We start from the raw sequence: 26686 nt of genomic DNA, 5'->3' as shown, positions 1-26686 counted from the left end.
GTTACCACAATTAACAGAACAACTTTCTCAATATCGGGAGCAGCTAGCTAATAATAAAACTGCATTCGATGGACTAGATGCCGCGATTGCTGATGTGGAGCAACAACTCTTATCACAAAAAGCAGTGGATGCAGTTGCTCTTAATAAAGCTCAAACTCTAGCCGCAGATAAATCAAAGCTAAAAGATAATCTTTCAGCCGAGTTATATAAACATTACAGCACCGACTTGCAAAACTTATTAGTGACTGACCGAGACAAAGAAATTGCAATGAGGGCGCTATTAGATAATAAGCCAGCCCAAGAGGTTGAAGAAATTATCTTTGCTAGTCCTGCCGGATGGACTACTGATGAAGCTAAAGTATTAGTTCTAATCGCTAACAATCAACTGGCAACTATTGAATCACAACCAGAACAGCAACTCGACCAAAAGCAGTCATTACAGTCATATTTTTTAGCTAAAGCTGTGCCTATCGCTGTTGATTTAATCAACTGGCAGCTAAGAGAAAGTGGCTCAAATAGCCTGAGATTTAAACGTGCCACTCTGGAGAAACAAGGTAGAGAGCTGGTATTTACCCATGATGAACGAGGTGAGATTTTCCGGGTGACAGTCAACCGAAACCAGTCAGGTGAGCTTGAGTATTCACCGATTAATGTGGGGTCAGTAAAAAGAGAAGATATTCAGCTTTGGCAAAAAGCAGAGCGTGTATTGCAGCAAATAATAGAATCAGAACAGCAACAAGAACTCAGACAGAATAAAGGAATTTCCCTCTAGGTGATGGCGCAACTCTTAACCGCTTCGCTCAAATAGGCGGTGTCTGCCACTGCCACAAATCCACTCGTTAAGCCAACCAATTTGTTGCAGGCAGCGTCAGACACTCCGCTTCGCCGCCTATTTGTTAAGAGTTGCTTGGATTGTGCTTGGAGCGGTCTATACAAGCAGTTGAAGCTGAACTTTTATTTAAACCTAGAAGAAATTTATGAATCTCTCAAACAGGGAGACAGTGTTTCTCTACGAAACTTCGGTACTTTCTACGTCAGAGTAGACCGAGAGCGTTGGGTTTTCAATTTTTTTTGATCAAATTTGAAGGCGAAGAAAAGACTTACGTATTTATACGGTTCTATTTGCTTATAGTATCTCTGTACCATAAAGAGACTTTTTTTAGAGGCAATAAAATCATGAAAAAATTTATTATTTCATACGATTTAGTAGGATTACACAGAAGTACAGATTATCAACACATTCAAAATTTCCTCTCAAGTGCAGGTGCTGAAAGAATTTTAATAAACTTATGGCTTTATAACGGTTATTTTTACGAAACTGCTGAAGGCATAAAAAATACATTAATAAGATACGTAATAAAGAACGATAGATTGGTTGTTATGGAAAGCTTAAATGGGGCTACTTATATTGGTACTCCAATGACATCGCCTCGGCACGCGTCACTATTTGGCAGTTAAGGAATCTGTCATTCTGCATACTTTTTTTGTTGTGCAGGATCTACAGATCGCATTCAAAGCTTTTTTATCTGCTAGCCACAACCGAGCAAGAAAGGTTAGCTGCAAATAATCAAGGGAACGTTGCACTTAATCCTGGTTCAAGCAAAATTATAGTTGCAATTAATCCTGGTTTTAAAGTACCTTGATTGCAGGTTTGGGAATTTATAATTGCAAGTCACTAGATTTATTAGTCATTGTAAAAAGCATTTAATAAAAATAATACATAGAAGATTAACCGTAGTTAATGAAAAAATATGCCACAGGATTTAAACGCAAACGAAGCACAGAGTCAAGCAAAGATAGCACTTTATATAGCTGCCAAAGAAGCAGCAGAAGTTGTTAGTTCAGCTTTTGATTTAAGTAGGGTACAAGAAGACTATCACGACAAAAATAATGCCAGTATTTATTCAACTGGAGACAAAAGGATAGAGGTGGCACTTGAAGTTTTAAGGATTGCTTGGGCATCTAAGTAACCAAGTGCTTTCTAGCTTTAATACTTCCGCCTGATTTGAGCCAGAACATAGAAGGTTTTTTAATGGCTAAGAACACTGGAAGCGGCTACTGTCGCGGGGCTGTACGCTAACGCGATCAGGTCTACAACCTTAGAACTGAAACTTGGACGAAGCGAGATGCTAACGGCAAGTTTATGGATGGGAAAGCAGACTGCGATCTGTTCAAAGGGGGAAAGGCAGTCTCAGCCCTACCCCTAGCTCACTCACACTCGTTGGAGAAGTTCCATGAAAATCACTGCTGCATTGGTTAAAGAACAAGGTGTTCGATTCGCCGTTGTCATCGTCAAGAATTGGCTGACAAACAACCTTTCAGAACGTGACGACACGGCTCAAGCCTTCCAGGGCTACTTTCCGGGGTACAACATTGTGCTGATGTCTCAAGACGGTCAAGGTCGCGCCACTTTCTACGGCAGACCTGACATCGTTCGCTTCCTTCAGAGGCTTCCTACTCATGCCCTGCCCTGGAAAGAGTTCACATTTGCCAACTAGCTCTCAAGTTCACCTAATTTCTGAGATGATTACTCTAATAAATTATTAGGGTAATCATCTCAGATTTAAACTCTACTAAGGTATAAGGGATATGGAAGAAATATTAAACGAGTACTGTAAACAAACTAATCCTGGACTCCTTCTCCTGAGTATGCCGACCGGCTCTGGTAAAACATACAACGTCATCAAATTTATCTATTCTAATTACAAGGAATTTGCTTCTCAAAAGAGAAAAATTATTTTTATTACAAATCTCAAGAAGAATTTGCCAATTGATGATTTAAGAGAGCGTTTTATTGCTGATGGCAATAGAGATGAATTTGAAGACTATGTTATTTTTATTGATTCTAATTCTCAAAGTGTTATTAATAATTTACTTGTAGTTGAGGATGAAATTCCAGAGGAATTTAAAACAGAAAATTATTTACGTTTAAAATCTTATATAGAAATATGTAAGAATGGTCAGTTTCCCCAATCTATTAAATCTACCTTGGAAAAAGAAATTCGTGAAGATATTGAGCCAGCATTCAGAGAATTTATTAAAAGAACATTAAATGAAAATTTCAAAACGAAAAAGGCTCGGCTGTCAGCTATAAAAAATAATCAGGAATATCAATGGATTGGAAAACTGTATCCCGCAGTATTTACAGATGAGAAAACTGTTTTGTTCCTTAGTATGGATAAGTTCATTGCTAAAAATACGACACTTGTTGAGCCGTCGTATTACTTCTATGAACGATTAATTAATAAATCAGTCATTTTTATTGATGAGTTTGATACTACCAAAGAATCTGTCCTCAATAATATTATTAAATCAGGCTTGCGTCATCGTGTGGATCTTCTAGATTTATTCTTAAACATTCATAATCATCTGATGCAAAATGAATGTCCTGAAGGGCTACTTCAAGAATCAAAATGGCGTGAGCAAAAATCCGCAGGAAAGAATTGGTTATCTCTAAGAGAACAGATTGAATCCTTCCGAGATAAAGCAGATCACATATTTAATACATATAAATTACAGCATACGTGTAAATCACACAAAGATTTTTCAACAAATAAAAGAAATTTTTTATTTTATGATTATCAATTTCATAATGTATTAGATCGTCGTAAGCGTATTGAAATTATTGAAGATTCACAAAACCGTACAAATTGGATTCAGGCTTTTGATGTTAAAACCAAAACAATCGGGATCGATATTCATTCATTACTAAGAGATATTGCCGGATTTTTAACTTATTTTCAAACAGGTATTGGATATTTAGCAGACAATTATCGCCATTTGAAAGAGGAAGATGACAGCATTCAGGAAGCATTTCCCTTGGAATCTGCTGTTAAAACAGTTCTTAATCATTTTCGCCTTGATAGTAAAGATGTTGAATTTCTGACGAGTAATATTATCGAAGGTGACTTGCCGTATGAACTCCGAACTGACAAAGGAAGCATCCAACGTCAAGGTTTCTATGATACTGGCTTTCGCTACCACGATATTGTTGATAGTGATGAGCATGATACCTTATCAAAAATATATATGTTCAACTTCAGCCGTACACCAGAATATTTTTTGGCTGGAGTTTGTTCAAAAGCTATGGTTGTCGGCATTTCTGCAACTGCTGGGCTTTATACAAATATTGGAAATTATGATCTTGAGTATTTGAAATCTCGGTTAGGGGATTCATTTATACGTCTTAAACATGATGCTCTTGTTAAGCTGAAAAACGCATATTTTGAAGCAACTAAAGGATATGCTAAAGTTGAAATAAAAACTAAATTTATTGAAGTAGAGTCACAAAAAGAAGCTATTGAAAAACTTGAAATTATTTTAGAGGACAAAATAGCAGCAGATCATTTATGGAATACTATTCAGTATAAAATAAACGATGAAAAGCCGTATAGAGACTTTGTGTTTTCTCGTTATGTAAAAGCGTTAACTGCATGGAAATATTTTTTAGAGAATTCTGATTGTCATGCGTTTATTTGCTTTTTTACTAAAACACCTAAGTCTAATGATTTAGACTTTGACTTGAATATATTATATGAGTATGCTGAATTATTATTAGACGCAAATAAAGAGTTTATAACCGATAATGTTTCGGAAACTATTGTCGTACTTAGTGGAGTTGAATTTGAGGAAAAGAAAGCACAAATCCTAAATGACCTTAAAAATAACAAACGCCGTTTTATTATTTCGTCTTACCAGACAAGTGGAGTAGGACAAAATTTACAATTCTCCATTCCCGATTCTATCAACCCAATACATATTAATGACTTGCAAAAGCATGAGTCTATGGATATTAACGGGATTTATTTAGATAATCCCACAAATTTGCTTGTTAATATTTCAAAGGAAAATATTGAACATGAAGAATTTATTAAATATATTTTTCAATTAGAGTTTTTAGTTCAAAATGGAGCTATTTCATTAAATACATTTAGAAGCAAGTTGGATGAAGCTTTTAAACGTTATTTAGGAGGAAGTAATAAGGTAAAGCAGGATTTTAAAAACTTATACAATACTAATGCTTATTCACGCTATGTAAATAAAATAGTTATTCAAGCTATAGGTCGGATATGCCGAACAAATATGAAAGCTTCAACTATTCATATTCTCGCTGATACTTTAATACGAAAACATTTAACTGGATTCTGCTTGCCAGAAGATGTGATTCCTATTCGTGAATATACTGCTCTTCTTAAATCCGTTGATTCATCAACTAAGCAATCTGAAGATTTGATAGAAATACAAAATCGTGCATCTAATAGAAGTAATCAAGCTTCTGCTTACATACGCCGCCAATTGAGTACGCCCTGGACACCTCAGAGTGTTAAAGCATGGCAAGAGCTTAGAGAACAAGTTCTCATTCAACCTGTGGTAGGAAAAGAAGCAGAATGCAATCCTAAGTGGAACCTTATTTACCTTAAATTGAGACAACCTGCTTCTTCATATATTTATTCACAAACAGATGATTATAAAGATATTGAAATTTTCTTTTCTAATGAATACGGAAAAAAAGAAGTAAAAGAAGTGAGTGAAAAATCTGCTCATCTTCCAGATTTGATGAGAATTGATATTTTACATAAATTATTTATAGATTCTGGCTGGGCAACAACATTCCCTGAATCTGAATTGATGCTGACACCACCGATGTTTAACAATATTTATAAAGGAGCATTAGGCGAAGTATGCGGAAAACATATTTTTGATAAGCTTTTAAATATTAATCTGCTAGAACTACAAGTGGATGAATTTGAGCGTTTTGACTTTAAAACTGATGCAAATATCTATGTAGACTTCAAATTTTGGAATGATCAGGTTGCCGTACAAGCTGATGACTTAATTAGTAAAATCCGTGCAAAAATGGCAACTGTTCGAGCAGAGCGTGTTTTTGTAATCAATATTCTTGGTTCTTCAAATACAGTTTTTCATCCACATATCTCATCTGATAGGAAAATAATTGAAGTTCCTTACCTCTGTAAAAACAATAAAGTAGATAATGAAGCACTTGAATTTATTCTGAAGGAACTTTATAAATGAGCATTTTTACGAACCGTTTGAAAATAACTTTTAATATTGACGCTATTAAAGAAGACTTTGCATTTATTCGTTTTAGTCGTGAACGACAAAAAAACTGGAATGGAGCAGCAGAATTAGATTACCTTATTGGTAAAGATTTCAATGCTGCTGCTGTTATGTTTCAGTATGGGAAATATGCTTATGCCATGTTTAAAAAACCAGTTGAGGTTTATCAACTTCTTGATGGTATTAGGGCGAACAAAGAATTTGATGACAATGCTGTTCTTGAAGTTTTTCCGAGCGTTTCACGACACTCTTCTGAAGAGTGCATTTGTGAAGCATGGCTGGCTCAGATTTTATTAAACTCACTGTCTTCCTCAAAATCGCGTTTTCCTAAATATCATTATTGCAATCTAACTGGCTCATTGTTACTTGTGCGAGATTTTGAAAGTAAAAACAAAGACTATCTTGATGTAGCAAAAGTAACTTTAAGTTCGGACTACTTGTTGGAAGTAAAAACTGTTCGTTGCCGAACAAAAATTTCTATTCTTTCAGAATTAAAAAAGACTAATGATAATAAACGTAAGAAGGAACTTCAGAATGCTCTTGAAAAGCCTTATTATAGATTTGAAGCAGCAACTGGAAGCCTTCGTAGACATTTGCCACGTGATGGGGAAGTTGATGCAAAGTTAGTATATATCGAATGTGGTTTAAAAGGTAAAAAAGCATCTACAGCCTTTCTTGATTTTAGTAATATTGATAGTTTTTACAAAAGTCGCGCAGGTGTTGTACACCATGTTATATCAAGAATTAACGCAGATTTATCAAAATATCTGAATGTTGATTTTTATAACATTGAAATCGACAAGACTATTGAACTTAATAACACTTTGCTGAAAAAGCCAGAACAACTTCGCTTATTACTTAACAAGCAACTGATCAATATAGTGGATAAAGTTAAGAATCAAGAGTCTGAGGATTTAGTAACTACTATAAAAACATTCCTTTATCCTGATTATGTCACTGATGAAAAGCTCATTTATTGTGGTAAGAGCGATAAAGAAGGTGCTTTAAATTTTAAAATAATTCACGACGATGATTATTACGAGAAAATGAAGCTAGAAGATGAATATCTTCTTTCAACAGATACAATTTATCGACAGCACCTTACAATCGAATCGATTGAAACTATATCTAATGCTAGTCTTAAAACGAGCATTAAAGAACTACTTATAAAGCGAGATATTAGCAATCGTACATTAAATTTGTTTGATTGGGCTAAACTACAATTAACCGGAATATGGACTTTTGCTGCTTGGGATGAAGATGCAAGACATGTTATTTTTATGGAAATTTACCCAAATGGTAATTTTCAATTCCATAAAATAGATTATCAAGATATATTTAACTATCAAAAGTTTCAAAAATATAGAGAATTAATGATTGATAGTTATGGGAATAAAATCAAGACATTGGAAGGTCTGGTTATTTCTGATGCAAATGATATAAATCAGATATTCTGTACTGATGAAATTAGCCTTCCTGACCTTACTAAAATTGAAGCTATTATCAATGAAGTCGATACTGAGCTTCCCGAAAACAAGCGAACTGGAACCGATTTGACAGTATTAATACAAGAATTCATGACTAATATTTTCAATAAAGATAGTGATGAACTTGTAGTATTTTTTGATGAATTGATAAGATTGGGTAGCAGCGAATTAAACAAAAACAGCTTCCGAAAACTTTTGAATGATAAGCTAGGAAAGAACACAAATGTTGCATCTGAATTACGACAGTATCTGTTAAATCAGCATCAGATCAGGCTTAGTTTTCCAAAACAGAAAGAAAGTCTTGAAGATTTATTCGACGCTTCTCTCAACATAAGATATTTTGGTGAAACTGAAAGAGAGGCTTATTACTTTGTTGGAGGGCGAAGAGAAAGTGTACAGTTTTCTTTCAAGGATGCTTGTCATCTCCGTAAAATTGTTGCAGTCAATGACTCGAAACTTATATTTAGACAACTCCTTCCGACTATGGATGTAGATTTTGTCCGCACCGGGCAAAGTACCGTAATCCCTTTTCCATTTAAATATATTAGGGAGTATAAGAATTTTGGCGTTGCTCAATAACTGTACAAATGAATATTAATCAACTGCAATAACTCTTCGATTGACGTGTTTTACTCACATCTTGGCAGTGTCCTTACCTAGTTGGGGGTCTGTCGAGGTGACACTATTTCTGAGTAGTTAAGCACTTGAAGATATAGATACAGTGTTTATCCCTGTTATGTCACTTCTGGAAAACAATAATCGAAGCAAAATTCTCAACCTTTGATTGAATCAAGCTTTAAGCCTTTATTTGCTAATAAAAACTAAAATTTATAGCCAAAATCCAGAAATTAAAGCTCCAGAAGGCTTACAGCGATTAGCTTCTACTAAAGTGACACAAGAGGGTTATTATAGGCAGTGGCTGAAATTTAACTTGTCCTATTAAATTTTTGGAAACGCATTCTTCACAAAGATAACCTGTTAGGGTTGATTGGTCTGGATATTGCCACTCAGACTGTAATTTTAAATGTTTTTCAAAACAAGAATTTAGACAAATATCGCAGTGAATATCTTCGACTCCACCAGGAACCGTCATTCGTAGCGATTTCAACATCGACTCGTTCGGGTATTTTTTACGCCTCGACTCAATAGCGCGTTTTCTTAATAACTCTTCAGATAATTCCTGATTGAAATTTATGAATTTTGATAAGCCTTGCTCGACACATTTTCTACAAATATTTGCGGTTAATTGGTTTGTATCTTGCCTCAGCTTTGCAGACCAACGGTTATACCTTCCAGATGGGTCAGAGTAGGCAAGATGTTTTCCCCACCAAGCGGTAACTTTCATGTACTCACAAGCCGCTTCGCCGCAGATGTCGCAGATGTGTGACATAAACAGAACTATTTTTTTTCTGTATGATTATTGATTGATTATAAATGTTGAGTTAACACTGTTTTTACAAGTTGAATATATTATTCATGATTTTTTCGTTGCTCTAGTAGCGCCTCAACTCCTTCTAGATTAATTCTTTTTAAGATGTCTCTTGCTTCTTTTATTCCTTTTTTATTTATTGTCAAAGTTTTTCTACTTGTTGAAAACTCTAATAATTCTTCTGACTTTAATTGTTTCAATATCTCAAAGTTAAATCCATTCCAAAACTTAACTCCTATAAAATTTTCTTGGCTATGTTGATTTTTGGTATTACCCATGTAAGGATTATATTCATCCCAACCCGAAAGGTATATCAACATTAAATATAAAGGTTTTAGTACTTGGTAATTTTCTATAAAGTGCTTTAATTGGTCTTGCATTTTTTCAAATTCATCTATAAAACTGCAAGCTCGACTATAAGATTCACCTGGAGATTTTGAAAAGCACGTAGTATCTCTTAATTCTGGTTCTTTAGTGCATTCTGCCACAAATTTATTTCCATGTTTATCAGACTCTATAAGTTCAAATACAGTTATTTTCCACCCTTGCCTGTCTTGACTGTAAAGTTCTTTCTTATTTGCTAACAGTCTTTCTCTTTCTGCTTGTCTTTTTGCTTTCTCTTCTATTTGCTTTCGTTCCCCCTCTGCTTTCTCTTGAGCCTGTTTGAGTTCATAGGCATCATCAGGAATGTTTAGTTTTTTGTTAACTTCTCGCCAAAATTCAGCGTCTTTGGCATATATACCTTTTTCTGTCAAACCATCAATAAAATCTTGACCGCACAGTTGAATCGCGCTTGTTTTCAAAGGTCGTAGATTAGTGAATGCTTCAAAATTTTTCTTCTCCATTTTAATTTCCTGGCATATTAAATAAAAAGTCACATAATGTATGAGTTATGAGCGCGTAATTTCGATTAATTACGCTTATCCCGCCTGTTATACGGTACATTGAGCAAATCAATCGCTCGTTTCTTCGCGGCTTCTCCACGCCTATCATACTTACTTGTCGTACTTGGCGACGCATGACCAGCCAGTTTCGCTATCGTGACGATATCTGCACCAGCATCCAATAGATTACCGATAAAAGTTCTTCTAAAATCATGAGGTGTAAACGCATCCACATCAGCTTTTTCCCCGCGTCGTTGCAATGCTCGTAACACCCCCTGCTCACTCATCCTTCTCGGTATGATTTTCTGTGCCTTATTTAAAGGATAAAAAAGCGGCCCTGGTGCTTTACCCCGAATTAGCAACCAATCAGTAACTGCTTGCACACCAGCTTCAGGTAAATACACAATTCGTTCCTTCCGCCCCTTCGCTTCACGTATTGTTAGTGACCGACTACGCAGCTTAAAATCGCTCAAATCAAGATAAGTCACCTCACTGCGACGCAACCCTACGGTCAAAACTGCCAGCAGTGCCGCATCCCTCCGACCCAATGTTGAGTCATCTTGAATACAATCTGACCACAGCGCAGAAATTTCCGCTTCATCAAGTTCGCGCCCCTTCAATAAACTCTTGCCCCGCACGGACTCAATATCAGCCGCTCGTCCATACTCATCCGTGGACATTAACCCTAACCGCCAAGCTTCCTTGAGCGTCCGCCGCAATGCACACAACATTTTATTAGCCATCGCCGGACTGTATTTTTCCATCAGCACTGACCTCACCGCAGCTGTGTGCTGGTAACGCAACTTTGACCAGTCCAAAGTGCTTGTATCACAAGTGTTGTTGGTCAACAGTCGAGCGATCGCATTTAACGCTTCCCGCATTGTCCGCCGGGAACCTTCACCAAGACTGTTAAGGTAAACTTCAGCCGGGTGCATAGTTAGCGGTACTGGTTCGGTTAACGCTAGCGACTTAGGATTAAAATTGTCAGCGATCGCGTGGATGTTCACGGGCTGTCTGGTAGGTGCTTTGAAATAGATCCTCCCTCAAAAGTGGCTTTTTACACAACTTTCAGACGCTAAGGGGTGCGAGAAGTGAAGTTCTCTACACCTATTTACGCCAGAAGGCGCTCTCTACTTAGATATTCTGTCTGGGCATTGTTAAACTTGCGGTGGGTGTCTGCTATCGACCTGATTGCTACTTTAGTTTCTTGGCCAAGTTTGCTAAACGAGTAATGCTAGAGCGAAGATTACCTGCTTCTTTGCGGCTCTTCAGCCGTTTTTTGGCTTCTTTTAGTACTTGTTTCATGACTGAATCTTTTTCTTTGCAAGTAACATAAAAAGCCTCCAAGAGCGTTTCAACTGTTATTTTTTCTTGGTTGCATAAATCATCGAGTTCTTGCTTGATTGCTACTTCCAAACGTACAGGTACTCTAGGTGCAATTTCCGGGAAGTTCCGTAGTTGCTCTTCTAATCTTGTGAGTTCTGAAACGGGGCTATCAGCAGTCGAGGTCACATCAACATCGCTTGTTGGTAAATCCTGCTGTTGTGGAGCTAACACATCTTCTCGTGGCGCAACTGTTGGTGCAACCGCTCTATTTCTGATTTCATCTAGAATATTCATGTTTTCACCTTAGAGTAAAATTTATGACGCTGGTTCAGAGGGAATTAATTTGGCATATTCTTCTGACAAAGCTGGCTTGAGTCGTTGAGCTAAGACATGAATCGCATATTCTAGATTTGGCTGTCCCAAGTCTGTTGGTGCAACTCGTTGGTTGATAGCATTTTTGAATACATCCGATTCCAAAATATGCGGCAACATTAACTCCGACCCCACCAGCTGCCGCATGGTATCAATACTTGTTTTAGTAGCGTTTGTTGGATGCAAACCAGTCCAGCGTGCGCGAAAAGGCACTATACCCAGTAGTTCACCATAAGGTAGGGCTGCTTTAAATTCTTTAATTAATTCCATAGTCCGCAACAGCGATTGCACTCCCTTGACATTTGACTCTGCTGGAATCACCCATCTATCGCCAGCACCCAAGGAAGTCTGGGCTAAATGTGAACGTTCTGGGGGTGGGTCTACAATTGCCACGCCAAAATTACTCACAATTGGTTGCAGGCGATTCCTTAAAATAAACAGACTTAAGCCACTGGAGGCCAATTTATAGTTAGCACTCTCCAACCCATCATCTGAAGGAATTAAGAACAGGTTGCTATTGTTAATGATCCGGTCGCCCAGTTTAACGTCTGGTACAGACGCAATGGCATCGATAATTTTTGTTTTCTCTTCTGGCTGTGTCAGAACTTCCAGTAAGGTTGGGGTATCAGGCTGCACTTGTACCCCTAAGAAACTGGTCAAACTAGATTGAGGGTCGCAATCCACAAATAAAACGGGAATTCCTAAGCGACCCAAATACCTGCCCAGCATCAAGGCTACCGTAGACTTTCCCTGACCCCCAGCCAAGCCCAAGGAGACAACTGTCGGCGGAATTGGCATAAAACAATTACATAAAAATACTAAAGTACAAAGTAACCAATATACTAATTTACTTTTGTAGAATTGTATTTTAGTACAATTCTACTTTTGTACAAAAGCAGTTGCCCAGATGGTACATGAAAAATACCCGAATGTGAGGCTGCACGTTTTCCGCATCAATGAAACTGGGGCGTGCGGCAGGATATGATTTCTGGCAACTTTGGTTTGGAGGATGAATTATTTTTTGAAATAGAGTTGATAGCTGCTGATGGATTAGAACTACCAGTAGAAGCACTTTTTGATACAGGTCGTTAAGCTTTATTGCGCGGTCGGGGCTACAATAGACTTTTGGAGCATTTTGGGCGATTGAGATAAACACAAATCTATGGAAGATTTGCGATCGCGTTTCTTTTTTTGGGGAAGAATAGGTTGTCCTTAGTTTAGAAATGTCTACCAAATTTAAAAAAGTAAAAACATAAAACAAATATGGGCAGTAAAGAGTGGAGAGAGTGGCATTTAACGCCTAATGGATGGGTTGCTGGAACTTTTAAATATGATGGAGGCTGTAACTCCGTTCTAGTTCCTGAAAACAGAGTACTGACTTGTGTTTATAACGAGACTATAGTTCCCGGTTATACGGCATGGGCTGGTGTTGGCGAACCTGAATTTGATTTTTCAAACAGTGTTAGCATTACCTGGGATTGTTCTGATATTCGTCTTATATATACACTTTTAGAAAAATTCGGTTTTTGCCCCAAACGTCTTGAAGCTTAGTTTTTCAATGTTCTTTTTTATATAGATGGGCTGGGCTGTCGCCTTTATCTGTTCATAAGAAATAGAGTAATTTTATTTATGGGTAACTCAGAATCTAAAACTGTCATCTACGAACAAGATGGACGTACATATACAGGTACATACAAACTAGAAAGAGGGATAATAACCGTATCTTTTGACTTACAGGATAAAACTACTCAACTAGGAAATATGCCTGAAGAACTTTTAGCAAGACTTTTAATGAGTGAGCTAGTAAACGAGCATCTTCGGAAAAATAAATAGATGTGATCGCATCTCGTCCATTACCATCGGCAGGTGTGATCGCTTACTCTCTTGGGCTTGCTCTTTTCTTTTCGGATCTTCAGTTTGAGAACGAGGATCAAATATCAGACCAATGTTTTGAGGGAGTCCAGGTTTTATGGAAACCTTGTTCTTCTACGACCGCCAAACAAGGAGGCATTAAAAATTCCCCAATAACCGCAATAACTTCAGGCAATGAAACCTGTTCTGCTTTTAACTGCCCCTTCTTAACAAAAGCTGTCCATTGTCTTTGTTTATCGTTATCTTCAGCAAATTCTGATGTCAGGGCAAAGGGTAGTGTTGTTGGTAACGATGTTCTGCGTCGATTAAATGTGTTTTTAAGAGCTTCGTAAAGAATATCTCCCTGAAATTCAAAATGTTGAGAAAGAAACCAAATGTCATAAAAATCTTTTAGTCGGCTGTTTCTTATGCCAAGACTAACCATTGCCTGGAACTTTTCAGCAATTACTGTCTCACGAGGATAAACAAGTAAAGAAGGTGCTGGCAAATTTAGGATGGAGGGAAATTCAGCTTCTTCAGCTGTTGGTGTAACTGCATCACCAAATCCAATATCTACTTGAACCGAGATATTAGTAGAAGCCAGTTGACCTGTTAGCTTAATTCTTATCCCTTCATACTCTTGTTCTTCCTTTATTTTTTCTGCCGTAACAGTTTCTTCTAGAAAAACAATGCCATCTTGGTCAAACGAAATGCGGCAAATTTCCCGAAATACTTCTTCCAAGTATGAGGCTTTATTATCCCCATGAGCAAGCATGTCTAAATCTTTAGTTGCCCTATGAGGCTCATCATTCCATATCCTGAAGAGAGTCGCTCCCTTTAGGATGAACCGATGCTTGTATGAAGATTGACCAAGCCTATATAAAAGGCGATCTGCGGCATAAAGTGTGAGAAGGTAATTGAAATCCTCTCCTCGCTGTTTTGATAGTTGAAGCAATCGCGCTTTGATAGAGGCTGGTATATTATGAAGCTGTTTTTTACTCATCCAAGTGATTCGAGATAGGGGCGCATCACGTTCTGCATTCGGCAAATCTTAGCATAATGCCAAATTTCGTCTATGGTGCAGCGCCTTTCTTTCAAACACTCTCGCAGTGCTTCCAAAGCAACATCAAGACCAATTTTGTTGCGAAACTTAAAACAATCTACAACAGTTTTGGCAGGACAATAAACCGGAACACGCACTCCTTCAATTTCATACTCTTCAATCCCGGATTCTAGAGCTTTACCCGACATATAAACAATCCGCAGAGGAAGAATATCTTCTTTAGGCGCACGAGCTTTTTGAGGTATCGCTAGCCATACCTCAAAGGGGGCTTGGGTTGTCAGTTCATAAAAGCTAAGGGCAGAAAGCAGACAGATTACACCATGAGGAACCCGTTTGACAGCCTCAACCAGACTATGACTCTCTGTAATTTCTGCAAGCGTGGAAGTATAAATACCACGGGCAGAACGAATGATAAGTCCTTGTTGCTCAAGACGTTTGAGATAGTCTCGATGAATTCCTTTTGCTTCTGCATCTTTGGCACGGATCGCACCTACATTATGAGCTAGTTCCAATACCTGCTGCATTTTGGTCATACTCTAATCCACCGCTTGGTTTAGCTTCTATCTTTTCACCTATCAGACAAAAAGTTGGTATTTGTATATATCTACCGACACTTTAACACAATAATTTGAATAAATTGGCTATTTTTTGATGAAACGTTGGTATTTATCTAAATTAAATAACGTTTCATCATGAGCTTTTAAGCTCAAATCTTTATGGATAAATCTGATGGCACTTCTTCACTACTCAGTTACAACGCCAAAGCGTTTATTCCACCGTATGTGTACGCTGGTTTTATTGATTAGATTTTTTTATTCAATTTAGTAAAATATTTTGTATTATTAATATTTAGTTCAACCATAGGAAAAAGGCTCGATATAATTCTTAATCGAGCCTTTTTCCTATGATGCTCATTATTTTAGCATAAATTTGAGCATTTTGTCAATGCTTTTAAAAGATACTTACTTGAAATTTTTTTTTGACGAATCAACCACTACAGCTATTGTAGCTATATCATTTTGAAAAATTCGATGAGTGCATCTATTAAGTTTCTCTGATTTGTTGTTTCTGATCGAGCGGTAATGCCCATGAGGGTGGAAAGCTATCAAGCGATCAGTTGGACAAAAGGGGGTCTGCCTGGGTCAAAGCGAGCTTATGTCAAAATGACCGCCTAACCGCCCCAAAACCTTAATCTCTCGTGAGCGCCAGTCAGGGCTGACTCAATACTGCAAATACTTATTTATTCAGGGGGCCACACAACAGATATAACCCCATGATGGCGATCGCATGATAAAACTTTAAAGCGGTTTTACTCACCCGTTTTTAACTTTGGTTTTGGTAAGGGACGCGGCACAGAGGTATTATCCTGACTAGTCGCTCTTGACTTACCTTTCTTTGGTGCAGGTGGTGCTGCTGCTCTTGACGCTTTCTTAGCTGCCGACTGCACTGTGGCTTTATCCTCCTTAGACGCTTTGAGAAATCTCGGTGCAGAATCTTTAGGTAGCGCAGTCAGTGCAACAAAACCGAAAACATCACGCCCAGGCAGAAATTTAGCCTTGACTGTCACAAAGGCTGCGCGTCCTTGCTCCTCTTTAGCCACCTTGGGATTAAATCTGAAGGGTCGGATGGGTGAATCTTTCCATAGCAAAGGTATATGACTAGCCTTCATGAATTTCACCTTACGGGCAGGTTCGGCCTGCTTAATAAATTCGAGTCTTTCATTAGAGAAATTTCGGAACACGGAGATACAGGGAGTAGAGCAGACAGGAATGAACTGCCATAATCCTGATAATTTAAACTCCAGGTCTTCTAACTCTCCTGAAACTGCATCTAGTTTTCGCCCTCTGTCAAAGCCCACTAACTGAAAAGCGATGCGATGCGGTTGCTCTCTGCGGGGAAAGTGAATTGCCTTTGGATAAACAACCAAACGCTGATTATGGTTGCCAGTATTTTCTATTTCCTTCTTAAGAGCGTTTAATACATCCCATTGTCGCTTCGAGTAATAAAGTGGGTATTCATAGCTACCGATACTAACAGTGCTTTGTCCATCAGTAGTAAAGTTGACATCCCCAGTAATTACCCCAACAGCTTGAAATATTGCTGCTGTCGATTCAATGTCTCTTTCTATTGACGTATCAACATTTACTTGCTCATCATCCAATGGGGTTTCAACTGTCGGTACTGCTTGGGTTGACTCCGACGAAGTAAATTCAGCAGATGCCATGATTATTGTTAATAGGGGAGAAATCGCAATCTAATTCAATCTTAATTGTCTATCGAGTGTCTACATGACTGGCGGCATTGTCGATGCTACAAAATTCACGTTTCGGATTTTACATCGGTGACAATAAGAGTTAACTGATTTAACGTCCTAATGCAGAAGTTTTATCCAATCACTCCTGAAGATTTCTAATTGACATACTTTACATTTATTGCCTCGATACTCAATTGTTGCGCTACAAAAATATCTTTCCATCAGTTGAACGCTCTTAATGATTCCGACTTGCCACTTGCGAAGACTGTCATTGAAAAACTCAATTTTATCCCCAACTTTCAATTCCGGGCGAGATAATTCGCTCTCGTTAACATTTATCAATTCACCATCTTGTCGAGGAGAAAACCCAGCTACAGCAGGGGTGTCCAGGCTGTCCAAGGAGTTTTCGGCAAGATTTACTTGTTGGACAGGCTCAAAAGATGTCACAGTAGGGCTGTCCAGGTTGTCCACAAAGTCTAGGGGGACTGAAGGGTTATCAGTTAAATTGACAAATTGATTAACTCCACAATCAAAATTTTCTTCATCTTTTTTTTGCAATGCTAATTCTTGGGGGTGGACAATTGGACAGGGTGGACAGCCTTGCTGTGTAAGGCTTTCAGCCTGTCCAGGGTTATAAATCGGGGTATTTAGTGGGTGGACAGGGTGGACAGCCGTGCTGTGTAAGGGTTCTGGCGTTTTGGTGGGGTGAAAAAACTCATAAAATTCTTCTATTCCCCCTTCAAGGCATTTATCTTTAAAGCAATACCAAAATTCCGCTTTGCTTAGTGAGCTATCCGGTGGCCCCTCCGGTACTTTCATCTCAAAGACCCCAGCCAGTGGTTCAATGAATGCAAAGTGGGACTGAATTCTTTCACGCTTTCCGTTGACCGTGGGTGTCCAGCTACGTTCCTTGAAGTTGTGGGGCAAGACTGTTTTTAAATGGCTAATAAATTTGGACATCCCCAAAGGAGCATAACCATGTTCCCGGCAGTAAAGTACATACCAGCTGTGTAAACGACTTTGTGGGATAAATGAAGCATTCGTTGAGGGGCGTAAGCACAAGTCTACAAAGGATTTGGTCGAGTCCCCGTACAAAGATGCCTCTAGCGCCAGATTCTTCGCCCGATCTGAAGAGGGAGGCGATAACAAAATGCGATCGCGTTCTGCTCGTGGCATTGCTAAAGCCCAAGAAATTATGTCTGACTTCACCTCTTGTAGCTTCAACCACAAGTCTGGGTCAGGACTTAGATCTCGGTTTTTTACTGGAATTGGGTAAGCTCGACGCATCCACCCGTCGCCAGCATTTTCGATCTGTAGATGACTTACAGAGGCAACCCAAAACCGAATGTACCACTGGATTGAATAAGCTACTGGATTGAATAAAGCGCGTCCGCTCATTGCCCCATTGTCAACTAATTCGTAAAAAGCTCGGACTCCTTCGGCATAACCTCCTACGTCAGGGAATCCAAATATCCGCTTGGAACTTAAATATTGATGCCGTCCTTCAGGTGTAGAAATATCCGCAAAGTGTGAAGCGCTACTAGAGCCGGATTCGCCAAATAAACTACTCCAAAACCGTCCTAGCGTCCCCTTGCCCCCACCACTTAAGCCAATTAAGTGGGGAAACCGCCCATAAGGGGCAGTTGGGTCTAAAAACATACTCGTGAACGCCCGAATCACTTCAACCAATTCTGACCCAAAGCTTTCAGTTATAAATTTGAGAAAAACTTCTGGGCATGGTTTGTTGGCTTCGTAATCGTGGGGAATGATATTAGTGAGGTAAAAATCTTTGCGATGAGGCATTTGTTCACCAGTTCGCAAATCAACAACACAATTGTTAAACCCCAATAAATGAGTATTGGTTGGCAGTGGTTCTGCTGGTTCTAAGCGACTGCGGCAATATTTAAAGGCAGAATCAACGTGTGCGTTAGTTTCGTAAGGCTTGGTTATTCTCCAGCCAAATGTCTTTGTGTAAGAGAGCTTGTAAGCGGATTCAGAAGCGTCAGCGAGGAGCTTGTAAGCTTTATTATCATCTTGGTGTTGCCATTGGTTATTCTCTTGTGACCACTTGTAAAAGGATGAATTCAGTACCATCCATTCAGTTTGAGGAAATATTTTTCGGTAAGCCCAGCCATCAAAAGTACCAGAAGTCACGCAGTTAGAGTAAGGTAAATTCATGGATTGGCAGACGGGTTTGTAGAATGCCTCCGGGTCTGCCGGGTCAATATCTATACTGAAATTAGATTTTTCCGTAACTTCTTTTTCAATAGTTTCGGATTCTGCCTGTTGCGATCGCTGCGCCACAGCCGCGTGGATCTCCTCTTCCAGCTTTCTGATAAATTCTGGTACTTCCATCTGCCCCAAGATTTCTTTGATATCACTCGACTTATATGGTAAATCGGGGCAGATACTATTGGGGCTAATTCCAATAAATGCAATTCCTACCTCGGCTGCACATTCAGAACACGTCTGGAGTTTTTTCAAGCCAGTGTCATCGGGGTCATGCAGAAAAACGATTAATCCTATGCCTGCTTCAATTGCGCGTTTATATTCGAGTGTGATAGTCTTTTTATCCCATCCACTACCTTGAAACGTAATCCCAGCAAGACCATGTGTGCGACCAACTTCTACGCATCCCTCACCTTCATGCTGGAGTAGTGCCGGGGTTCCATTTACTGATTTAGCGGCAGCTAAAGCTTCATCAATGCGGTAAGCTTTCCAGGGTTCATCCCCTTTTCTCATCTCTGGAGTGCCGTCTTCTCGCCTGTGCCATTGCCGAAAGGTCTTGCTGTAACCTTTCTCCTTATTGGCATCTGGCCACTGATAGCGAACCACCCATTGCGACTCTGAGTAAGGATAAATTGTTTCGGTGGCACTGCCCTCAACATCTTTTGGTGGTCTACTCGTTAATTTTTTCGGTTGGGGAATATCGGTTACAGCTTGGGTCAACATCACCAAACCTAATTCACCATCTGGAATTGGCGCACTTTTGGGCAAGATGCTCTTGGGCTTCGCTGCCAAACGGTTTAGGGATGGAGTGTAATTAGCCCCTGTTCTTTCTGCCACCACTTCAGCCCAAGGTTTGATCGCCTCTCTGATGTCCTTACACTCACAATTATTGAAGCATCTGTACTTCCCGGTTTCTGGGACAATAGATAAGTCATTCCCGCCACAAACTGGACAAATAAACTTATTTTTAGTTTTGGACGGCTCTAGCTGGTCTTGAAAATTTCGGATGTCGAAAGAGGCGAACGCCTCTGGCATAGCGGAGCCGCCAACGGTTTCGTGTCCTTTTAAAAGAGCTACCATTGTGAAATCCTTGTGAGGTAAATTGTGTGGGCTTTACCTCCCCTGAAGATTCACCAAAATTTTAATCAAATTTCTCGTTAAACCCGTTGTAGGAAGTTCTCGGAACTGATAACATTAAGTTATAAAGAAATTTAATAGAAAAAAACAAATGGGTGTCTTCTAGGACTGTTAAACAACTTGCTGAAACAAGTTGAGTCTTGGGGAGGCATTCTTTTCTTATGTATATCGGGTGACATGACACTTAGAAAAGATGAACTAAGGGTATAGTCTTATTACATAGTAAATTATCTCAGACAAAAAAAATAATAAATATCTCAACTTTATAAAATAAAACAATTTATCTATTTTCCTCAAGCCAATACATAGCAAAGCTTTTACAAGGTTTTGACTAACATTAAAAACCAGATAAATACCCCACTATATTAATACTAGTAGTGTGACTAAATAAAAATAATTCAATTTATTGATGCTGCCTCAACTTGACCTTAATCTAAGATTAAGACGCATTTTATGTTGTCGGTCATGCGGCACCATCTTGCTTTGCAGGTTGTTCTATCCAAAGTGCGAGCGCTTGTTCGAGGGCCTCACTTTGGTTTACATCTCGTTCAGCACATGTCGCCTTGAATTTTCGATACAAGGGAACTGGCACATGACCGCTTAACTGCCTATAGTCTTCGCTCCGTCGTCTATCAACCATCGAATCTACTGAGTTCATGTAAATCTATTCTCCTACACAATATCTAATTATTTTACTATCTGTTTTTCGTGTTGACACAATGTCGTGTCATTGCTATATTGGCAGACATAAGGCAAAAGCGCCAGCGAGAGACAAGATACACGTATTCTTGGCGACTTCAGCCTGCAAATTTATATTGAGGAGAATTTATGCGAGTAACAATCAGGCAATCCTTACACCCATTTATCAGCAATAAAGCGCAGGAATTAGGCATTAATGACCATGCAGAGGTAGTTAACTTCCTTTTACTTCAGATTTTACAAAATTCGATGCTGTCACAGGCTCCCACAAGGGGGAGCCAAGATACTCAGTAGTGTTGAAAAGAACGTTTCATGAAACTGTTTCAACGGTTGCATCAATGTTTCAGCCTCACAACAACCGTGAAACGCCACTTACACGAGCCAGAAACATGAAACATGAAACATGAAACGTTAGTTGATTTTGACTACTTTTGCTTGTGACAGTGACGATAAAAAGTTGAGAGCCAAACGATATGTCAAGACCTAAAAAACAACCAACATCTATAAGCACGAACGCACCCAACACAAACGAGACTGAAACTCTTGAAAGTATTACATCCATGCCATCAAAAAAGGTAATTCATTTGATGCTAGATGCTGGGCGCTCCAGTATCAAATATCAGGCTTTCGTTAATAACTCTACTGGCACAACACCAGTGATGAAGACCGAATCCTTAGTGTGTTGTGTGCCATCAGTACCTTTTGGAGAATTAGGAGCTTTCAGCCTAAGCCGAGCCAAAGATGAAAACAACAAAGATGTTGTAGAGCATTGGGTTGTTGGTAGCTCCGCCAGACTGCAAGGTAAGGAATATATAGCGATGAGTGATTCCGAGAATCACAAAGTACACTACTTCCCCGTCCTTGCACTAGGCGCAATCGCATCTCTGCCAAATCTGTTTGAGTTATCCACGGGTACAAGCGACAAACGTAGAACCTTGCACATTCGTTTATCAACGCTCTCGCTAGCTTCTCCATTAGAACTAAAAAAATCCATTGAACAATGCAAGTGGATCGCGGTAGACGGTGTTAGATATCGTCTGTGCTTCTCCAAGCAGGGCTTTCTGGGATTTCCAGAAGGATATGGCGCATCACTTTGGGCAAGCGAACGCTTTGACGATAAACAGTTCCATACTTTTGATATCGGATATGGTACAGCCACAATCAGCGAATACAGTAATCAAGGCAAATTACCAAAACGGGTAACTTGTAGCCCGAATGGTGGCGGTGGTGTTGCCACACTAATCAAAGAATTCTCCAGAGCATTGAGCAATACCGATTCTTCTAAAATGATTCGCCCCGACCAACTGCGCGAGATTTTAGAAACTGCAACCATTGGCGATAACGGCATAAGTGCGATTGCACCTGATGGCGAAGACATTGGGACTGAGTTAGAGAACGCGATTCATTCATGGATGAAAGATTCTCCCCTGGCTTATGCCCTAGATGAGGTATCCGTAAAAGCCAGACGCAGCAAAGTAACTTTGTGTGGCGGCGCATTTGCGATCGCGCCTGTGCAGATGTTGATTAAAGAAAGATTACTCAAGGCAAGTATTCCCGAAAGTAATTTGTTGATTCCAGAAAGTCCGGGAACCGTTGCTTTATCAGAAATGAAAAAACTTTACTTAGGAGAAACAACCGATGTTAAACAAGCGGCTTAATTACAACGTCCCAACTGACTTAACTCCAGCCATCAGAATGCTTGCAGAAATGGATGGTACAACCCCAGCTTACTGGCTGAGAAAAGCTCTAGAGAAATTAGTAAATGAAAGGTTCTCTGTCAATAGCAATCATCAAATCAACTTAGGAGATTTGGAGGCGATAAGAGGTGAATAATATGATGAGCAGTATTGTTAGCACAGAAGAAATAGTAATTGTTCTGGCTGGTGTTGAGCAGACTTTAAGATTGATTGAAGCTACTCCCGAATACAGGAGGCTGCAAACATCGAAGCATTTTACTACATCAAATGACTTGGTTTTGAATGATGCCATTCAATCAATATCTGAAGTTTTAGATGGCATTGAAAAAGTACAACTCGCTAATAGTTCTGATGAGCATTAATTGTGCGAACGCTTGCCCGGAGAAGAAAAGCGTTCGCCCAGTTGTGACTTATATCAGGGATGAAATCAGTACACACATTCAAGGATATCAAAATGGCGCACCCTGTAGGATATTACTCTCTCTCTCACGACAACGTACTAATTAAAGATATGTGTGAGACATGGGGCGAAGGACTAGAGAAGATGAGCGAATCAGACACGCTCTGGTTAATTGCGCGTGTAGCTCATGAAGCATGGTTAGAGTGTGATTGTTCTACCGCTCCTAGCAACGAAGCTTCTTCAGCATTGAAACGACTGTATGAGTTAAAGCAATGGGAAAAAATTGCATTGATTAAAGCAATGGTGCAGTGAGATGTACAAGAAGCAATTGTATTTAGCTTTGGTTGGAGTCTTTGTCTGCTTCTTGCCTGTAATTATCCCCTTAGTACCCAAATTAGGGGCTTATGCAGAAGCCGAGAGATTAAAAGCCACCGAAGGATTAGAACGTCAGCGCATAGAAGAACGGGCTAAGACTAGCGATGCCTTATATGAAGCCGGAGTCATGCCCACAACTCGAAAACTAAGGATTACTAATTACTTTGATAGCGCTAAACGCAATCCCAGACCAGACACAACCCTTTATCAAGATGACGAGATTGTTGATGTGTTTGACGCAACGGGTAAGTGTATTGGGCGAATTGAAGAAGGAATTTGGAAGTGGAAGCACAAAGCCAAAGAGGTTTGTAAAAGCGTTCAAAATATCAAACCAGTGAGGAGAAAATAATGGCGTTAGGAACATCTGGTGCAGAAAGTAATAGCACTGGTAACAGTGATGGTAAACCTAAAGGTAAGAAGCGAACGCTTGGTGAAATCATCGATTTTTGCGCCAAGGCTGTTGTGATGATTGTCGGTTTACCCATTAGAGCAGCCGCCGCTATAGTTAATCAGTTTGTTGCTAACGGTGGCGCGGGTCGTGCCTTGGTAGGTGGGATTTTATTTATCGGTGGTTCTGTAATTAGTGCTGATTCAACTTGGCAATTAATCTTTACTGGGCCCCCTGTTTGTCCGTGGTTTGAGCCGGCTTGGAATTGGCTAAATGTGCCGTTTGCACTGTTCAATCCTTTGTTTTACTTGGCATTTATGGTTTCTGTAGGCGTTCAGGTAATCGAAGCCCACGCCCTACGCGGTAAAAACCCAGATTCAGCACGACGGGAACTTCAAGATCACATGGTCTATGAGCTTGAAACCAAGCCTAGTGGCAAGATTGACTTGGTAGGCCAACTTTGGGTGGACTACAAAACCGCAGGGACACGCGATCGCTCTAGTGCTGGGCTAGTTGTGATTGCGGTTTGGGTGTTCGATATTGTCACCACATTTGCAGCTCGTAATCCTTTTCAATTTACAGCCCCATTCATGATTTTGGGCTGCATCTTATTTAATATCGGCACAATGATGGCGGGTGAAATTGGGTTTGCCATCTGGCGATTGACTAAAGATTAAAGTGAGTGCCGCTCAACAACTCTCCACATTGAGCGGCTTCTTAATTCAACAGGGCATTTGTTTTATGCAAAGTAACAATATCCCAAAAATTACAACTAAGGAAACGGAACACTTACGCGAATCATATCCGGCCTTATCCCATTTGGAGGCAGGAAATGTTTCTGAATGGTTGCAAGAGCGCAAGGATCAATTATTTGAAATGGCCCGAGTTTCTGAGAACGAAGCAGACATAACCCGTGTACTTGGCTTGCTGGCTTCTGGGATAGGAGCGGTTTGTTATGCGGTCAATCCTTTGGCTATAGTTGGTGGTTTAATTGGCAGTGCTGCGTGGTTATGGTTTGTTGTCGAACACTCCAACCGCACTAAAGAAATTGCACCAATACCATTTGTACGTGGCAACTTTATAGACGCTCTAGCTCGTGCTGGTGACTATGATAATCGGAGAAATTATCAAGCGGATCATCTTGCTAATACCGTTAAATTTCTAGAGCGACAATCAGCAGAAGAGTACGCCTTTCTTCATGCTGAGTTTGAAAATATTGGGCAGTATTTAACGCAAGTTGAACCAGGAAAACGTTTTTATGCTTATCGCTGGATGTTTGGCTGGTTTGGCAAGCTTTTGGGTCGTCAGCTACCGACTTATCAAAGTATGGCTCTCCATTTACAGGATGTGACCATTGACAGCCGGCTGAATCGGTCTGAGGTAAGTGCCATTGCACAGGCTCAAACCCAGTTACCACCCACCGTAGATATTAAGCAATTAACTTCACCACAAGTAGATATTCGGGACACTCACCAAGCGGCTTCTCTTTCTAAACCGGAGGAGTTACAGCCATCACCTAATGGGCTTTCACCAGAGACTATAACTCATCTGACTCTAGCGAATAGAGCAAACGCACTCATCGCGGCTTTAAGGAAAAGTGGTTTCCAAATAGAAGATATGATGAGTTCCCAAGTCATTGCGATTGCTGGTACTCAACGAGGTGGCAAGGGAACCTTAGCAGCAATCTTAGCAACATTATCTCTAGCTTTAGATTCGGGATTAAATACTCAATACTTTACAGCCGGGGTGGATGTTTACCCCTTTAGTTGCAATCTGATTTCTGCCCTTAAGTACCCTGAAAAAGATGCAGACGGTGCAGATAAACTAGTCGCCCGTGACTTGCTTAAATTTCTTAAAGGCTTAGATGCAAGTGAACCTTACTCACACAAAAACTTACTTCTTGTGATTGATGAGGCGATGCGCTTGCTGTCATTGTTAGAGGAGAGCGATCGCACTTGGGCGATCCAATATCTGCTGAGTCGCTTCGCCAAATGTGGCGGTACATTAATCATTGTGTTGCACGGCTCTAACTTAACTTCTGTGGTTGGCAAGGCCACAGCAGGACTAGCAGATACCTTTAAGCAATCAGTTAATTTCATTGGCTGTGTAGCTCAGTCTGTCAGTGCTGGCGGATTGCGAAAGATTAATGTTGCCAGTGGGGAATATTTTAAGGCTAACCCTAATAACTTTGCTGAACCTGTTAGTAGTGGCAATCTCGGCATGATTCCTGACTGGCTCAAAACTGAGTTACACCCAGGAAATGGTCAGCCAGATCCAGCTAGAACATTACTCAAATTCTTCCCGGAACTGGTGCAGCATCACCAGCCAGCAGTTATGCCCAGAGGGGAAAAAATTGCACCAGATGACGCAGTTAATAAACTGGAGTCTATTTTCTCAAAGCCTAACCAAGAGCTTGAAATTGCAGAGGTAGAATTCGTGAGTATTTCTGAGGCGGATTTGTCGCAAATTTTAAACATTGTCACTTCAGCCGTTACAACACCAGTCAGCTTTGCCGCGATTAGAAATAGCCGAAAGTGGGGTGAAGATAAACCTAGTGTTCGGTATTTAAGGAGTGCCATCGCACAACTTATAGAATCCAAGCAATTGAACGGTAGTGAGAAGTTAGGCTTTACCGCTTTTTAACAGTTATCAGTTAAGATAATTTGGTTTAACTCCCCGCTTCTGAGCAGTATTGGTTAGGTATAGCCCAGCTATACCTAACCAATACTGCTTTATATCAGTCAATTAATTGGCATTAGCTACTTGATTACCTTCTACCTCGTTTTTGATTGGGGTCACTACCTAAATATCGTTCAACGCGCTGTAACTTGGTGTTAGTAAAACCAGTACGCTGCCAGATAGCTTGTAGATAGTTATTGAAATCATCCGAGGTTTTTACCGGAATAAATTGATTGAATCCAAGGAAAATCAACAAAGTAAATAATGCAGTAAACAACCCCATCGTCCCATATTTACTTATGGGTTCAGCGCGATAAACCTCTTTCTCTATGGTGATG

At 39.7% G+C, this 26686-nt stretch carries 26 protein-coding genes and 2 pseudogenes; 17 read left to right on the top strand and 11 right to left on the bottom strand.

The genetic code is table 11. The features are described 5' to 3' along the window. The 7 genes and pseudogenes from Q0541_RS02855 to Q0541_RS02825 form a co-directional block, all read left to right on the top strand. Window positions 1–772: pseudogene (locus tag Q0541_RS02855) on the top strand (relaxase); the annotation flags it as partial. 39 nt (window positions 773–811) lie between these two features. After that, entirely contained in the window at window positions 812–1075 is a 264-nt protein-coding gene (locus Q0541_RS02850) for an HU family DNA-binding protein (RefSeq protein WP_298905246.1), read from the top strand. A 101-nt stretch (window positions 1076–1176) separates the two neighbouring features. Continuing rightward, window positions 1177–1458 carry a hypothetical protein gene (locus Q0541_RS02845; RefSeq protein ID WP_298905244.1) on the top strand — a complete coding sequence of 94 codons (282 nt, stop codon included), beginning with the start codon at window positions 1177–1179 and terminating at the stop codon, window positions 1456–1458. Window positions 1459–1751: 293 nt separating this feature from the next. Next, window positions 1752–1970: a hypothetical protein gene (locus Q0541_RS02840; RefSeq protein WP_298905242.1), complete on the top strand. Its 219-nt coding sequence runs from the start codon at window positions 1752–1754 to the stop codon at window positions 1968–1970. A gap of 264 nt (window positions 1971–2234) precedes the next feature. After that, the gene (locus Q0541_RS02835; RefSeq protein ID WP_298905240.1) at window positions 2235–2498 is read left to right on the top strand and encodes a hypothetical protein; all 264 of its coding nucleotides are present in this window, start codon (window positions 2235–2237) and stop codon (window positions 2496–2498) included. Window positions 2499–2589: 91 nt separating this feature from the next. Continuing rightward, window positions 2590–6033 carry a hypothetical protein gene (locus tag Q0541_RS02830; protein ID WP_298905238.1) on the top strand — a complete coding sequence of 1148 codons (3444 nt, stop codon included), beginning with the start codon at window positions 2590–2592 and terminating at the stop codon, window positions 6031–6033. Continuing rightward, window positions 6030–8144 (top strand): hypothetical protein, encoded by a 2115-nt coding sequence (locus tag Q0541_RS02825; RefSeq protein WP_298905236.1) that lies wholly within the window; start codon window positions 6030–6032, stop codon window positions 8142–8144. The genes Q0541_RS02830 and Q0541_RS02825 overlap by 4 nt, the downstream gene beginning before the upstream one ends. A 295-nt stretch (window positions 8145–8439) precedes the next feature. Here Q0541_RS02825 and Q0541_RS02820 read toward each other — a convergent pair whose 3' ends face one another. The 5 genes from Q0541_RS02820 to Q0541_RS02800 all read right to left on the bottom strand — a co-directional run bounded on the left by Q0541_RS02820 (window position 8440) and on the right by Q0541_RS02800 (window position 12374). Next, on the bottom strand, window positions 8440–8955 hold the full coding sequence (locus tag Q0541_RS02820) for a hypothetical protein (RefSeq protein ID WP_298905234.1): 516 nt from the start codon (window positions 8953–8955) through the stop codon (window positions 8440–8442). Window positions 8956–9035: 80 nt separating this feature from the next. Then, entirely contained in the window at window positions 9036–9839 is an 804-nt protein-coding gene (locus Q0541_RS02815) for a hypothetical protein (RefSeq protein ID WP_298905232.1), read from the bottom strand. A gap of 65 nt (window positions 9840–9904) precedes the next feature. Further along, the gene (locus tag Q0541_RS02810; RefSeq protein WP_298905230.1) at window positions 9905–10885 is read right to left on the bottom strand and encodes a site-specific integrase; all 981 of its coding nucleotides are present in this window, start codon (window positions 10883–10885) and stop codon (window positions 9905–9907) included. Between the two features lie 187 nt (window positions 10886–11072). Further along, entirely contained in the window at window positions 11073–11498 is a 426-nt protein-coding gene (locus Q0541_RS02805) for a hypothetical protein (protein WP_298905228.1), read from the bottom strand. A 21-nt stretch (window positions 11499–11519) separates the two neighbouring features. Next, entirely contained in the window at window positions 11520–12374 is an 855-nt protein-coding gene (locus Q0541_RS02800) for a ParA family protein (protein ID WP_298905225.1), read from the bottom strand. Window positions 12375–12839: 465 nt separating this feature from the next. On the opposite strand from Q0541_RS02800, the gene Q0541_RS02790 reads away from it, so the two are divergent. Further along, the gene (locus Q0541_RS02790) at window positions 12840–13127 is read left to right on the top strand and encodes a hypothetical protein (RefSeq protein WP_099070579.1); all 288 of its coding nucleotides are present in this window, start codon (window positions 12840–12842) and stop codon (window positions 13125–13127) included. 78 nt (window positions 13128–13205) lie between these two features. Continuing rightward, window positions 13206–13409, top strand: a complete 204-nt coding sequence (locus Q0541_RS02785) for a hypothetical protein (RefSeq protein WP_099070580.1) — start codon at window positions 13206–13208, stop codon at window positions 13407–13409. 97 nt (window positions 13410–13506) lie between these two features. On the opposite strand, the gene Q0541_RS02780 is transcribed toward Q0541_RS02785, so the two are convergent. The 5 genes from Q0541_RS02780 to Q0541_RS02760 all read right to left on the bottom strand — a co-directional run bounded on the left by Q0541_RS02780 (window position 13507) and on the right by Q0541_RS02760 (window position 20768). Then, window positions 13507–14430 carry a nucleotidyl transferase AbiEii/AbiGii toxin family protein gene (locus Q0541_RS02780; protein ID WP_298905210.1) on the bottom strand — a complete coding sequence of 308 codons (924 nt, stop codon included), beginning with the start codon at window positions 14428–14430 and terminating at the stop codon, window positions 13507–13509. Continuing rightward, window positions 14427–15014, bottom strand: coding sequence for a type IV toxin-antitoxin system AbiEi family antitoxin domain-containing protein (locus Q0541_RS02775; protein ID WP_298905208.1), 588 nt, complete (start codon window positions 15012–15014; stop codon window positions 14427–14429). Before Q0541_RS02775 ends, Q0541_RS02780 begins: the two co-directional genes overlap by 4 nt. A 785-nt stretch (window positions 15015–15799) precedes the next feature. Next, on the bottom strand, window positions 15800–16714 hold the full coding sequence (locus Q0541_RS02770; RefSeq protein WP_298905206.1) for a hypothetical protein: 915 nt from the start codon (window positions 16712–16714) through the stop codon (window positions 15800–15802). A gap of 147 nt (window positions 16715–16861) precedes the next feature. After that, the gene (locus Q0541_RS02765; RefSeq protein ID WP_298905204.1) at window positions 16862–20053 is read right to left on the bottom strand and encodes a primase-like DNA-binding domain-containing protein; all 3192 of its coding nucleotides are present in this window, start codon (window positions 20051–20053) and stop codon (window positions 16862–16864) included. 520 nt (window positions 20054–20573) lie between these two features. Further along, window positions 20574–20768 (bottom strand): ribbon-helix-helix protein, CopG family, encoded by a 195-nt coding sequence (locus Q0541_RS02760; protein ID WP_104902418.1) that lies wholly within the window; start codon window positions 20766–20768, stop codon window positions 20574–20576. A 170-nt stretch (window positions 20769–20938) separates the two neighbouring features. On the opposite strand from Q0541_RS02760, the gene Q0541_RS02755 reads away from it, so the two are divergent. The 8 genes from Q0541_RS02755 (at window position 20939) to Q0541_RS02720 (ending at window position 26312) form a co-directional block, all read left to right on the top strand. After that, complete coding sequence (locus tag Q0541_RS02755) at window positions 20939–21103, top strand: hypothetical protein (protein WP_167756050.1); 165 nt, start codon at window positions 20939–20941, stop codon at window positions 21101–21103. 179 nt (window positions 21104–21282) lie between these two features. Continuing rightward, window positions 21283–22467: a hypothetical protein gene (locus tag Q0541_RS02750; protein WP_298905195.1), complete on the top strand. Its 1185-nt coding sequence runs from the start codon at window positions 21283–21285 to the stop codon at window positions 22465–22467. Continuing rightward, complete coding sequence (locus Q0541_RS02745) at window positions 22448–22642, top strand: hypothetical protein (protein WP_298905193.1); 195 nt, start codon at window positions 22448–22450, stop codon at window positions 22640–22642. The genes Q0541_RS02750 and Q0541_RS02745 overlap by 20 nt, the downstream gene beginning before the upstream one ends. 1 nt (window position 22643) lies before the next feature. After that, window positions 22644–22868: a hypothetical protein gene (locus Q0541_RS02740; protein ID WP_298905191.1), complete on the top strand. Its 225-nt coding sequence runs from the start codon at window positions 22644–22646 to the stop codon at window positions 22866–22868. Window positions 22869–22960: 92 nt separating this feature from the next. Then, window positions 22961–23218, top strand: coding sequence for a hypothetical protein (locus tag Q0541_RS02735; RefSeq protein WP_298905190.1), 258 nt, complete (start codon window positions 22961–22963; stop codon window positions 23216–23218). Window position 23219: 1 nt separating this feature from the next. Further along, complete coding sequence (locus Q0541_RS02730) at window positions 23220–23630, top strand: hypothetical protein (RefSeq protein ID WP_298905188.1); 411 nt, start codon at window positions 23220–23222, stop codon at window positions 23628–23630. Further along, the gene (locus Q0541_RS02725; RefSeq protein WP_298905186.1) at window positions 23630–24346 is read left to right on the top strand and encodes a hypothetical protein; all 717 of its coding nucleotides are present in this window, start codon (window positions 23630–23632) and stop codon (window positions 24344–24346) included. Before Q0541_RS02730 ends, Q0541_RS02725 begins: the two co-directional genes overlap by 1 nt. Window positions 24347–24410: 64 nt before the next feature. After that, window positions 24411–26312, top strand: a complete 1902-nt coding sequence (locus Q0541_RS02720; RefSeq protein WP_298905184.1) for a hypothetical protein — start codon at window positions 24411–24413, stop codon at window positions 26310–26312. Window positions 26313–26436: 124 nt separating this feature from the next. On the opposite strand, the pseudogene Q0541_RS02715 reads toward Q0541_RS02720, so the two are convergent. Further along, window positions 26437–26686, bottom strand: a pseudogene (locus Q0541_RS02715) (hypothetical protein); the annotation flags it as partial.

The organism is uncultured Nostoc sp. (genome assembly GCF_937863485.1).
GTDB lineage: Bacteria > Cyanobacteriota > Cyanobacteriia > Cyanobacteriales > Nostocaceae > Nostoc.
The sequence above is the reverse complement of the archived record's forward strand: the minus strand, read 5'-3'. Positions and strand labels throughout refer to the sequence as shown.